Here is a 12376-nt window from a genome sequence, read left to right on the forward strand (position 1 = left end):
CCCGCCCACCCCGGGCCACCATTCCGGGGGTGGGGAAATCACAGTCACGTACGGAAAATTCTGTGTCCCCGGACACAGCGGAGTAGCGTTGCGCGCATGATGAAGCGCAGCACCGACGGCGAGAACACGGCCGCGGGTTCCCCGGAACCCGCGGCCTCCGCTGCTCCCACGGCCCCCGCGGGCGCCTCCGGCGCCACGGGGGCCGCCGGCCCGGGCGCGGCCGGCACCCCCGCGGTGTCGCCGAACCCGAAGCTGTGGTTCCTGGTGGTGCTCAACGTCTTCACCGTCGCGTGGGGCGGCAACCAGTTCACCTCGATGCTGGTCTTCTACCGCGGCCGCGGCGAGTTCGCCGACCTCTTCGTCGACTCTATGCTGGCCATCTACGCCGTGGGCGTCGGCGGCGCGCTGCTCATCGGCGGCGCCCTGACCGACCACTACGGCCGTCGCCCGATCATGCTGCCCGCACCGGCGCTCGCCATCGTCGGTAGCCTGCTCATCGCCACCGGCGAGCATGTCGAGGTCCTCATGGCCTCCGGGCGCTTCGTCGCCGGCGTGGCCCTGGGCCTGGCGATGACCGCCGGCGGCGCCTGGGTCAAGGAGCTCTCGGGCGCGCCCTTCGACCCGAAGTCCGCCGCCTCCTCCGGCGCGAAGCGCTTCTCGATGTCCTTCACCCTGGGCCTGGCGATGGGCCCGTTCACCGGCGGCATGCTCGCCCAGTGGGCGGCGCTGCCCGGCCAGCTGATCTATGCGATCCACATCGTGATCACGCTGCTGGTCTACCCGCTGATGTTCAAGGTCCCGGAGACCTACCGCCTCGGCCCCGACGGCCGCCCGCGCGAGCGCCGCGACTCCCGCGGCTCGCTGATGCGGGACATCGCGGTGCCCTCGCTGACAGACAAGCGCTTCCTGCTGATCGTCCTGCCGTGCGCCCCCTGGGTCTTCGGCACCTCGTTCACCTCGCAGACGATCCTGCCGACGCAGATCTACGACCAGCTCTCCCACCCGGTCGCCTACGCCGGCATGATCTCGCTGATCACCATGGGCGTCGGCTTCATGATCCAGCAGTTCGGCCCCCGCATCGACGACCAGGCCGCCCGCGGGCCGTTCCTGAGCATGCTGCTGGCCGCCTGCGGCATGACCATCGCGATGGTCACCACCCTCTTCCCGTCCGCGGCGCTGTCGGTGACCTCCTCGGTCATCCTCGGCCTGGCCTACGGCCTGGGCATGTACATCGGCCTGGCGCAGACGCAGCGCATCGCCCCGGCCGACGACCTGGGCGGGCTGACCGGCTTCTTCTACTGCGCGACCTACGTCGGCATGTTCTTCCCGGCGCTGCTGACGTTCTTCTCCGGCGTCTTCCCGTACCCGGTGATGCTCGGCTTCGGCATCGTCATGGCCTTCGTCTGCATGGCGGTCGCCGTGCCGTCGGCCCGCCGCGCCGCCCGTGAGCGCCGCTCCCGCCTCAGCGAGCCCAGGTAACCCCACCCCAAGTAGAATCAGTGGCCATGCGAACTCTCGTCACCGGCGGCGCCGGCTTCATCGGGTCCCACCTCGTCGATCTGCTCGTGGCGGAGGGCCACGAGGTCACCGTCCTCGACGACCTGTCGAGCGGGCGGCGGGAGAACCTCACTGACGCGCTGGCGGGCGGACACGCCGAGCTGCGGGTCGAGGACCTGCGCTCCGTGGACCTGGACGCGCTGGTCGCCGAGGTCGCCCCCGAGGTCATCTTCCACCTGGCCGCCCAGATCGACGTGCGCCACTCGGTGGCCGACCCGGTCGCGGACGCCGAGCTGAACATCCTGGCGACGATCCGCCTGGCCGAGGCCGCCCGCAAGGCCGGCGTGCGCAAGATCGTGCACACCTCCTCGGGCGGTTCCATCTACGGCGAGCCCGAGAACTTCCCGGTCGACGAGACCGTCCCGGTCGACCCGCACTCGCCCTACGCCGCCTCGAAGTACGCCGGCGAGGTCTACCTGAACACCTTCCGCCACCTCTACGGCCTGCAGTGCTCCTTCATCGCGCCGGCCAACGTCTACGGCCCGCGCCAGAACCCGCACGGCGAGGCCGGCGTGGTCGCGATCTTCTCGGAGCGCCTGCTCAACGGCGAGCCCACCCGCGTTTTCGGCGACGGCGGCAACACCCGCGACTACGTCTTCGTCGGCGACGTCGTGCGCGCCTTCTACCTGGCCTCCGGCGAGACCGGCGACGGCGAGCGCTTCAACATCGGCACCGGCGTGGAGACCTCCGACCGGCAGCTGCACACCCTGGTCGCCCAGGCCGCCGGCGCCTCCGACGACCCCGAGTACGCCCCGGCGCGGCTTGGCGACGTCCCGCGCTCCGCACTGTCGGCCGACAAGGCGCGGCGGGTGCTGGGCTGGACGCCCGAGGTGGACATCGCCGAGGGCGTGGCCCGCACCGTGGACTACTTCCGCGGCGAAGACTGACGGGCCGGCGCCCGACTACTTCTTGTCGAGCTCCGCGTCGATCGCCTTCTTGAACTCCTCGAAGGGCTGCGCGCCGCTCATCGGCTGCTCGCCGACGACGAAGGTGGGAGTGCCATTGACGCCCAGCACCGTGCCGATGGCCATTGCGCGGTCCACGTCGGCGCCGTAGGTGCCGTCCTCGATCTCGCTGCGGAAGCGGTCGATGTCCGGCACGCTGGCCTTCTCGGCGAAGCCGACGAGGTCGTCGATGTCGTTGTCCGGGTGGCCCTCGACGTCCTTCGACGCCTCGTAGAGGACGTCCTTGAACTCCTGGAAGCGGCCCTGCGCGGCGGCCGCGCGGCCGGCCTCGGCAGCCAGGTGCGCCTTCTCGCCGTTGATGGGCATGTCGTTCCACTCGATGCGCACCTTGCCGGTGGCGACGTACTCGTCGAGGATCTGCTGCTCGGTCTCGTTGGCGTACTTCGCGCAGTAGGGGCACTCGAAGTCGGAGAACTCGCTGATCACGACCGGGGCGTCGACCTCGCCGACGGCGAAGGGGTCGTTCTCGATGCGTCGCGGCAGGTCGTCGAAGTCCTGCATCGCGCGGCCCGGGCCCACGATGTGGGCGGCCTGGGCCTGCTCGGTCGAGCGGGTGCCCTGCCAGTGGCCGAGCGCCCAGCCGCCGAGACCGGCGGCCACGACGAGCACGAGCCCGCCGGCGAGGACGGGGGCCAGCCAGCTGCGCCGGTCGCGCTCGGGCGCCTCGGCCATAGCTCCCTCGGCGTCTTCGGCGTCCGGGGTGCCCTCCGCGCCGTGCGTGCCGGCCACGGGCGCGACGCCCTCGGCGCCCTCTGGACGGGGCTCCTCGGTGGCCCAGCCGGTCTCGCCGGCCGGGCGCTGCTGCGCGCCGGCAGCCGTGGCGCCCTGCCGCGCACCCTGGGGCTCGTCGGTGCCCTGCGGCTCGTTCGGGTCGGTGTGCTCGTCGCTCACTCGTTGCTCTCCTCGTCGTTGCCTGCACCGTCGGTGCCGGCGGCGCGTCCAGCGCCGGCGGCGGACGCGGACGCGCGCCCGTTTTCGCCCACGGTACGCGCCGGGACGTCGGCAATCGGGCCGGGCACGCTCGTCGCCTCGGGCGGCACCGCGCCACGCAGGGCGACGGCGCGCGCCAGGCGGGCGTAGCGCAGCTCCTGCTCACGGAAGCGCACCCAGGCGCTGACGGTGGTGAACATGAAGGCCACCACCAGTCCGTAGAGCAGCAGGTCGGTGCCGCGGGAGACACCCACGGCGTTGGCGATCACGGTCAGGTCGTCCGGGCGCAGCACCGCCCAGATGCACACGATGAAGAAGACGATGAAGAACAGCTTCGCGCTGGCCTTCGCACGGGCCTTGCGGCGGTTGCTGAACAGGTACCACGCCAATCCGAGGGTGGCGGCCAGCAGCAGGATCTGCATCACGACAGTCACGGGAGCCTCCTGGCGAGCAGCTCGTCGGCGAGAATGTTGACGCCGTTGAACAGGGACTGGCCCTTGGACATCGAGTACTCGGTGTAGAGGATGTCCACGGGTTGCTCGGCGACCTTCCAGTCGCGCTCGTCCATCAGGGCGACGAACTCACTGGCGTGCGACATGCCGTTCATGCGCAGGTTGAGCTCCTCGGCGACCTTGCGGTCGAAGGCGCGCAGCCCGTTGTGCGCGTCCGTCAGCCCCAGCCGGCGGGTGCGCGCGGAGAGCGCGACGACGGTCTTGAGCACGATGCGCTTGATCAGCGGCACCTGGTCGTCGGCGCTGCGGGCCCGGCCGAAGCGGGTGCCCACGATGATGTCCAGGTCCTCGCGGCGCAGCCGGCCGACCATCGCGACGACGTCCTTGACCTGGTGCTGGCCGTCGGCGTCGAAGGTGACGAAGAACCGCGAGCCCGGCTGGGCGCGCGCGTACTCCACACCCGTCTGGATCGCCGCGCCCTGGCCCAGGTTGACCGGGTGGCGCACCAGGTGGGCGCCGGCGGCGTGGATCTGCTCGGCGGAGCCGTCGGCCGAGCCGTCGTCGACGGCGACGATGTTCGGGAAGGTCCTGCGCGCGTTCGCGATGACCTCGCCGATCACCGTGGCCTCGTTGTAGCAGGGGATGATCAGCCAGGTGTCGGCGAACGCCGCCGGGTCACGGGTGGATTCCATGGTCTCCTTCCGGGCTAGTTGGACGCGTCGCCCGCGGTGCCCGTCCCGCCGCGGCGGTGGAAGAGCAGGGCGTAGGTGCGCGAGAGCAGAGCCGTCGGCAACAGACGATACGCGCTGCGGACCAGGAAATTCAGCACGGCGCGCGGCTTGGAGACCAAGCCGTAGGAGACGAGGTTGCGCTGCATGGTGCGCTCCGCGGCGAACATGTCGCGGCCTGTGCGCCGCCCGGTCTGCGCCGGGGAGGTGCGGAACCAGGTGAGCGCCTCGGGCAGGTTGTGGAAGCGCGCGCCGGTGGCCAGCATCCGCGCCCACAGGTCGTAGTCCTCCATCAGGTGCACGTCGCGGTAGCCGCCCGCGCGGCGTACAGCGGCGGTGCGCATCATCACCGAGGGGTGGTTGACCGGGGAGTTCAGGCGCGCGTAGCGGGCGATCTGCGGGTGGTTCTCCGGCAGGGTGCGCACGCCGCCGGCGGCGCGCTCGAGCGAGCCCGTCCCGCGGTACGTCTCGTCGTCGAACTCGCGCAGCGCGGTGCCGAGGACATCGACGCCGGGGTGCTCCTCCAGGTAGGCGAGCTGGCGCTCGAAGCGCCCGGGCGTGGCGACGTCGTCGGAGTCGAGCCGGGCGATCCACTCGGCGTCGACGTGGCGCATGCCCTCGATGAGCGCGGGACCCGCGCCCCGGTTCTGCTTGAGAGGTACGTGGTGCGCCTCCGGGTGGGCGTCCAGGAACCGCTTGACGACGTCGCGCGTGGCGGCCTCGACGGGCCCGTCGCGCACGATGACGACGCTCTCGGCCGGACGCGTCTGCGCGGCCAGCGATTTCAGCGCCGCGGCCATGTCGTCGGCGTCGGTGCCCCGGTAGTAGGTCATCAGGGCGGCGAGGGTGGGCATGGGCAGAATCTTAGGACATGGTGCCCGTCGTGGGGTGGTGCGCCGGGCGGCGGCCGAGCGCGACCAGGTGCACGGCGGCGCCGGCCGTCGGCCCGGCGATCAGGGCGGTGCACACCGCGGGCACGAGCGCCAGCGGGGTGAACAGGACGGCGAAGGCGACCACCGAGGAGGTCAGCCAGCCGGCGACGTAGTGGCCGTGGCGCTCCACGGCCAGGGTGGCCGCCCCGGTGATCATCAGGCAGCCGGTGAAGGCGGATGCGAAGGTCAAAATCGCCAGCACCCCGCCGGGCACCATGAGCTCCTCCTTGCCGAAGGCCACCTCGAGGATCCACGGGCCGACCGCCCAGGCGGCCAGCGCGCCGACCGCGCCGAGGGCCAGCGTGGCCGCCAGCGGGGTGCCCAGCGCCCGGTAGAGGGTCTCCCGGTGGGCCACGAAGCGCACGATGAGCGCGGACTGGAAGCGTTGCAGGGGCACCAGGATCGGCGCGCGGGTCAGCGTGACCGCGAGGATGATCCCGGCGACGGTCACCGAGGCGCCGTCCCCGGAGCCGACGGCGTGGGCGGCGGGACCGGCGTCCTTGAAGCTGGCCTGGACGAAGACGGGGAAGCCCGTGATCAGCGCGGCCGAGGCACCGGTGGCCACCATCGCGGAGAGCGCGCGCCGGGTCAGGCGGCGGGCGTCGACGTCGACGGGGGTGCGCAGGCGCTCGCGGGCCTGCGGGTCGGTGCCGAGCACGACCAGCCAGCTGACCGTGCCGATGACGGTGACCCACAGCAGCGCCTGGCCGCCCAGCCCCAGGGCCCAGGCGGCGATGACGGCCAGCAGGCGCACCCCGGAGTCGAGGGCGACCAGGGCGGCGTAGCGGCCCCACATCTTCAGCCCGGAGAGCACGCCGGAGAGTACGGCCTGCAGCGTGTAGGAGGCGAGACCTGCGGCGAGCAGCCCGGTGGCCGCCGCCGGGGGATCGGCCATGATCCGGTCCATGCCGAGCGCCCCGCCGATGCCCGCGATGACGGCGGCGACCAGGGCGACGACGGCGCCGAGGCGCCAGGGCGAGGCCTTCGAGGCCCGGCCGGTCTCGCGGGCGTCGGCCACGGCGCGGGTGGTCTCTTGCATCACGCCGTCGATGGCGCCGGTGAGCGCAAAGAAGAGGCCCCAGTACGCCTGGAACTCGGCGTAGGAGGCGGCGTCGACGGTGAAGGACGCGAGCCAGATGACGATGAAGCCGCTGGCTGCGGCGAAGACTGTGGCCAGGGAGAGCGAACGCATCAGGACTAGAACCTACCCCGTGCGCCCGCCCGGACCGAGTCGCCGCGGTCGGTCGAGCGGGGTGGGGCGGGGCGTGGGCGGGGCGCTGTGCCAGGCCGAAGCGGCGCCTAGAGCCCCAGGGCCGTGTAGAGCCAGCAGTAGATGAGCGCCTCCACGCGGGCGACCTGTCGGTTGTCGGCCGCGCCGGCGTGGCCGCCCTCGGTGTTCTCGAAGTAGTCGACGGGCTGGCCCGCCTCGGCCAGGACGCGGGCGAAGAGCCGGGCGTGGGCGGGGTGGACGCGGTCGTCGCGCGTCGAGGTGGTCACCAGCGCCGGGGGATAGGCCCGCTCGGAGTGGGCCGCGACGTTGTGCAGCGGGGAGTAGGAGGCGATGACCTCGCGCTCCTCGGGGATCTCCGGGTCGCCGTACTCGGCCATCCAGGAGGCCCCGGCCGAGAGCGTGTGGTAGCGCAGCATGTCCGTCAGGGGCACCTGGATCACCGCCGCGCCGAGGTCCTGCGGGTACTGCGTGAGCGCACCGGAGGTCAGCAGCCCGCCGTTGGAGCCGCCGCGCACGGCGAGCTTGTCGGGGGTGGCGTAGCCGCGGGCGACGAGGTCCTCGAGGACGGCGCGGTGGTCCTCGAAGACGCGGCGCCGGTTCAGCTTGGTGGCCTGGGTGTGCCAGTCGGGGCCGAACTCCCCGCCGCCGCGCAGGTTGGGCTGGACCCAGGTGAAGCCGCGCTCGAGCCAGGCCATGCCGCGCACCGCCGAGTAGCCGGGCACCAGCGAGACCTCGAATCCGCCGTAGCCGCCGACGAGCGTCGGGGCCGGCTGCGGGGCGGTGTCGGCGGCGCCGCCGAAGCGGCCGACGACGAAGTAGGGGATCTCGGTGCCGTCGGCCGAGCGCGCCCAGTGCTGGCGGGGCTCTACACCGGTCGCGTCGAAGCGCTCCGGGGCCCGGCGGACCTCCTCGAGACGCGGGTCCCCGGCATCGGCGACGCGGTAGAGCGTGGCCGGGCGGGTGAAGCTGGAGGTGTTGATCCACAGCTCATCGCCGTCCCACTCCGAGGCCGCGATGACCGAGGCCGTGACCAGCCCGGGGATCTCCAGCTCGGTCAGTGGGGCGGCTTCGGCGCCCTCGCCCGCGGCGTCGGCGGCGTTCGGCTCGAGCGGGGTCACCAGGATCCGGGTGACCACGTCGCGCAGCTCGGTGAGCACCAGGTGGTTCTTAGTGCTGACCACCGACTGCAGCGAGGCGTGCGCGTCGGGCGTGTAGACCGGCGTGAACTCGCGCGAACCGGCCAGGAAGTCCTCGAGCGCGCAGCGGCCCAGCCCGCCGGCGGGCACCCCGGCGAAGTCGGTGCGCGGCCAGACGAACAGCCAGCGCCCGCGGATGACGGTCTCGCAGTCCTCGGGCACCTGGATCGGCCGCCAGGGGATCTCGGTGCCCTCGGCCTCGAAGGCGTCGAGCGCGCTGAGCGGCGCGGTCCACTCGCTGGAGCGGTAGAAGTCCAGGGCCCGTGAGAACAGCAGCCGGCGCGGCTCGCGCGCCGTGTCCGCCCACGCCCCCGCGGCGACGTCGCGCCGCTCGCCGACGGCGACCACCGGGGCGTCGGCAAGCGGGGCGCCACGCCGCCACAGGCGTGTCTGCAACGGGTAGCCGGACTCGGTCAGGCTGTCCTCGCCGAGGTCGGTGCCGATGAGCAGGCGGTCGCGGTCGACCCAGCTCACGGACGTCTTCGCGGCGGGCACCTCGAAGGGGGAGTCGGTGACGAAGGCGCCGGCGGTGAGGTCGAACTCGCGCAGCACCACGGCGTCGGCGCCGCCGCGCGAGAGGCGCACCAGGGCGCGGTCGCAGTCGGGGCGCAGCACCTGCGCGCCCTTCCACACCCAGCTCTCGTCCTCGGCGGCGGCCAGGGCGTCGACGTCGACCAGGACGCGCCAGTCCGGGGCGTCGGCGAGGTAGGAGGCCTCGTCGCAGCAGCGCCACAGGCCGCGGGGGTGCTCGGCGTCGCGCCAGAAGTTGAACAGGCGCTCGCCGCGGCGGTTGACGTAGGGGATGCGGTCGTCGGCGTCGAGGGCGGCGCGGATGCGGGCCTCGAGCGCGTCGTGGCCGGGCACGGACGCGGCGGCGGACTCCGTCTGCGCCGACCAGTCGGACGCCCAGGCGAGGGCGGACGGGTCCTCGACGGACTCCAGGACGGCGGGGTCGATCTCTGCGCGCTTCGGGGTGGTCATGGCGTCCCAGTGTAGGTGGCGGGCGCCGGCGGGACGGGCGGAAAGACGCCGACGGCCCCGCCTCCCCGGGAGGGGACGGCGGGGCCGGTGCTCACCCGACGGGCGGGCGCGTGAGGATCAGGCCTCCACGGCGGGCTGGATGACCTCGCTCCAGGAGCGGCGCAGGTCGTCGAACCAGTAGTTCCAGGTGTGGGTGCCCACGTTGTTGAAGTTGTAGTGGGCCGGGATGTTCAGGCTGTTCAACTTGGCCTCGAGGTTGTGCGTGCACAGGTTGGTCGCGCCCTCGATGCCGCCGCCCTCGACGAGCAGGATGGAGGAGCCGGAGCGCGCGGCCTCCGGGTTCATGCCCTTGCTCTCCATCCAGCCGGCGGTGTCCTGCTCGCCGATCAGGCCGGAGCCGTTGGAGATGTAGAGCTCGGTGCCGCGCAGCTTCTCGGCGTTGAGCAGGGCGTCCTGGTGGCGGTTGGTCTCAGAGCCCTGCGGGCCCCACATCTGCGCCGCGGTGTTGCCGGAGCGGTTGACGGTGATCTCCGCGAAGAGGTTGCCCATCGGGGTGGAGGTCTCCGCGCAGCCGGAGTAGGAGCCGACGGCCTGGTAGAAGCCCGGGTTGTGCTGGGCCAGCAGCAGCGAGGAGGTCGCGGACATCGACATGCCGGCGATCGCGCGCTTGTCGTTGGCGCCGAGCTGCTTCTCGAGCGGGGCGGGCAGCTCCTTGGTCAGGAAGGTCTCCCACTTCTGCGGGCCCTTGAGGCTGCCGCTGGGCTGGTTGACCCAGTCGATGTAGTAGGAGAACTTGCCGGCCATCGGGATGACCAGGTTGACGTCCTGCTCGAGGAAGTAGTCGAGCACGGCGGTGTTGGCGACCCAGTCGTGGGAGTACTGGTCGCCGCCGCCGGCGCCGTTGAGCAGGTAGAAGGTCGGGCGGTTCGGCGACTTCGCCTTGACGGTGACCAGCGGGATGTCGCGGTTCATCGACGGCGAGTGGGCCGTCAGCTCCTGGACGCGGCTGTCCTGCTTGGCCTTCTCCGTGACGATCCCGCGCCACCGCGGCACGGCCGGCTTGCCCTGGTTGGTGGTGAACTGCTTGAGGTAGTCGGCGGAGACCGGCGTGGTGCTGATGGTCGCCTGCGCGGCGTCCGCGGGGGGGGCGGTCTCGGCGGCCGGGGCCTCGGTGGTGCCCTCGGCGGGCGTGCCCTCCGGGGCCGGAGCCTCGGTCGCGCCCTCGGCGGGCGTGCCCTCGGCGGCCGGGTCGGCTGCGGCGGAGTGGACGCCGAGCGTGGTGAACGACAGGGTCGCGGCGGCGACGGCCGCGACGATTCGGCGGGAGACCTTCATGAGCTCGGGATACCTCCGTGAGACGACTTCGGTGACGGGTGTGAGTGGTCTCCCTCCCGAAAGGGGGACCGTATGTACCCGGGATATCTTAACGTGTATGCGGGATCCGGCACAGGTGCCGGTGCGCTTTGCCCCAGGTTACGGTAATATCGCGGCGGATGTTACGCAAGGGGAAATTGTGGCTGGTGTGCAGTCATGTTTCTCCGGCGGGACACCGGCACTGACCGCAGCGCCGCAATGCAGAACTGTCTGAAGAAAATCTCCAGGAAAGGTCCGACATGAACCCCATCGAGCAGATCGTCGTCGCCGTTAACGAGCTCCTCGGCCCCGTCCTCCACCTGATGTCCTCCGGCTCCTCCGAGATCGCCCTCGGCCTCGGCCTGTTCTAGACCGGAGCGACCGGACTCCCGGCCGGGCCCGCCGGCCGGAATGGCGGTCGGGTTCGCCGGACCGACGGCCGCCCAGGGGCGTCCCGCGGTCGCCCCGCGGCGGCCCCCGCAACCCGTGCGGCACGCACCTCACGGGTGACGTCACCCCCGCCCGGACCGCAGAGTGCGGCAATTGTGAGCCGCAGTACGTATCCTTGGCCGCGTGAGTGAGAATTATGATGTTGTAGTCCTCGGTGCCGGCCCCGGAGGGTACGTCGCCGCCATCCGCGCAGCCCAGCTCGGCAAGAAGGTGGCCGTGGTGGAGAAGCAGTACTGGGGCGGCGTCTGCCTCAACGTCGGCTGCATCCCCTCCAAGTCGCTGCTGAAGAACGCCGAGGTGGCCCACACCTTCAACCACGAGGCCAAGACCTTCGGCATCTCCGGCGATGTCTCCTTCGACTTCGGCGTCGCGCACCAGCGCTCCCGCAAGGTCAGTGAGGGCATTGTCAAGGGTGTTCACTACCTGATGAAGAAGAACAAGATCACCGAGATCCACGGTGCCGGTTCCTTCAAGGACGCCCACACCATCGAGATCACCGAGGGTGACGACGAGGGCAAGACCCTCACCTTCGACGACGTGATCATCGCGACCGGCTCGGTGGTCAAGACGCTGCCCGGCGTCGAGCTCTCCGAGAACGTCGTCTCCTTCGAGGAGCAGATCCTCAACCCCGAGGCCCCGAAGAAGATGGTCATCGTCGGCGGCGGCGCCATCGGCATGGAGTTCGCCTACGTCCTGGCCAACTACGGCGTGGAGCTGACCATCGTCGAGTTCATGGACCGCGTGCTGCCCAACGAGGAGCCCGAGGTCTCGAAGGCGATCGCCAAGGAGTACAAGAAGCTCGGCGTGAAGCTGCTGACCGGTTACAAGACCACCGCCGTGCGCGACAACGGCGACTCCGTCGAGGTCGACGTCGAGAGCAAGGACGGCTCCAAGCAGGACACCCTGACCGTCGACCGCGTCCTGATCTCCGTCGGCTTCGCCCCGCGCGTCGAGGGCTTCGGCCTGGAGAACACCGGCGTCAAGCTCACCGAGCGCGGCGCCATCGACGTCGACGAGCGCATGCGCACCAACGTCGAACACGTCTACGCCATCGGTGACGTCACCGCCAAGCTGCAGCTCGCGCACGTCGCCGAGGCCCAGGGTGTGGTCGCCGCCGAGACCATCGCCGGCGCCGAGACCCAGGAGCTGGGCGACTACCAGTTCATGCCGCGCGCGACCTTCTGCAACCCGCAGGTCGCCTCCTTCGGCTACACCGGGGCCGCCGCCAAGGAGAAGTGGGCCGACCGCGAGATCGTCTCCGCGACCTTCCCGTTCAGCGCAAACGGCAAGGCCGTCGGCATGGGCGAGCCCGCCGGCTTCGCCAAGGTCATCGTCGACAAGGAGTTCGGCGAGATCGTCGGTGCCCACCTCGTCGGCGCGAACGTCTCCGAGATGCTCGCCGAGCTGACCCTGGCCCAGCGCTTCGACCTGACCGCCGAGGAGATCGGACGCAACGTCCACATCCACCCGACGATGTCGGAGGCCGTCAAGGAGGCCGCCGAGGGCACCCTCGGCCACATGATCAACCTCTGATCACCGCCCCCCCCGCGGGGAGACCCCCCGAGGGGAGTCCCGCCCGGGGAACCGACGCCGGCCGGGCC

General features: G+C 71.5%; 9 protein-coding genes and 1 pseudogene. 3 read left to right on the forward strand and 7 right to left on the reverse strand.

The window, feature by feature from the left end; all coding sequences use genetic code 11:
* The first annotated feature begins 96 nt into the window (after positions 1–96).
* Positions 97–1479, forward strand: a complete 1383-nt coding sequence (locus QP119_RS07235) for an MFS transporter (protein ID WP_284774856.1) — start codon at positions 97–99, stop codon at positions 1477–1479.
* A 26-nt stretch (positions 1480–1505) separates the two neighbouring features.
* Complete coding sequence (locus QP119_RS07240; protein WP_284774859.1) at positions 1506–2444, forward strand: NAD-dependent epimerase/dehydratase family protein; 939 nt, start codon at positions 1506–1508, stop codon at positions 2442–2444.
* 15 nt (positions 2445–2459) lie between these two features.
* On the opposite strand, the gene QP119_RS07245 is transcribed toward QP119_RS07240, so the two are convergent.
* From QP119_RS07245 to QP119_RS07275, 7 genes and pseudogenes are all read right to left on the reverse strand, one after another.
* Positions 2460–3413 (reverse strand): DsbA family protein, encoded by a 954-nt coding sequence (locus QP119_RS07245; RefSeq protein WP_423777773.1) that lies wholly within the window; start codon positions 3411–3413, stop codon positions 2460–2462.
* Positions 3414–3550: 137 nt separating this feature from the next.
* A pseudogene (locus QP119_RS07250) lies at positions 3551–3874 on the reverse strand (DUF2304 domain-containing protein); the annotation flags it as partial.
* An 8-nt stretch (positions 3875–3882) separates the two neighbouring features.
* Complete coding sequence (locus QP119_RS07255) at positions 3883–4596, reverse strand: glycosyltransferase family 2 protein (RefSeq protein WP_284774862.1); 714 nt, start codon at positions 4594–4596, stop codon at positions 3883–3885.
* A gap of 14 nt (positions 4597–4610) precedes the next feature.
* Positions 4611–5486, reverse strand: coding sequence for a glycosyltransferase (locus QP119_RS07260; RefSeq protein WP_284774863.1), 876 nt, complete (start codon positions 5484–5486; stop codon positions 4611–4613).
* Positions 5487–5496: 10 nt separating this feature from the next.
* Entirely contained in the window at positions 5497–6756 is a 1260-nt protein-coding gene (locus tag QP119_RS07265) for a hypothetical protein (RefSeq protein WP_284774865.1), read from the reverse strand.
* A gap of 107 nt (positions 6757–6863) precedes the next feature.
* Complete coding sequence (locus tag QP119_RS07270) at positions 6864–8972, reverse strand: prolyl oligopeptidase family serine peptidase (protein WP_284774867.1); 2109 nt, start codon at positions 8970–8972, stop codon at positions 6864–6866.
* 117 nt (positions 8973–9089) lie between these two features.
* Positions 9090–10307 carry an alpha/beta hydrolase gene (locus QP119_RS07275; protein WP_284774868.1) on the reverse strand — a complete coding sequence of 406 codons (1218 nt, stop codon included), beginning with the start codon at positions 10305–10307 and terminating at the stop codon, positions 9090–9092.
* 591 nt (positions 10308–10898) lie between these two features.
* Between QP119_RS07275 and lpdA the strand changes: the two genes are divergently transcribed.
* Entirely contained in the window at positions 10899–12308 is a 1410-nt protein-coding gene (lpdA, locus tag QP119_RS07280; protein WP_284774870.1) for a dihydrolipoyl dehydrogenase, read from the forward strand.
* The last annotated feature ends 68 nt before the right edge of the window (positions 12309–12376 follow it).

It is taken from the genome of Corynebacterium frankenforstense, assembly GCF_030211955.1.
Classification (GTDB): domain Bacteria; phylum Actinomycetota; class Actinomycetes; order Mycobacteriales; family Mycobacteriaceae; genus Corynebacterium; species Corynebacterium frankenforstense_A.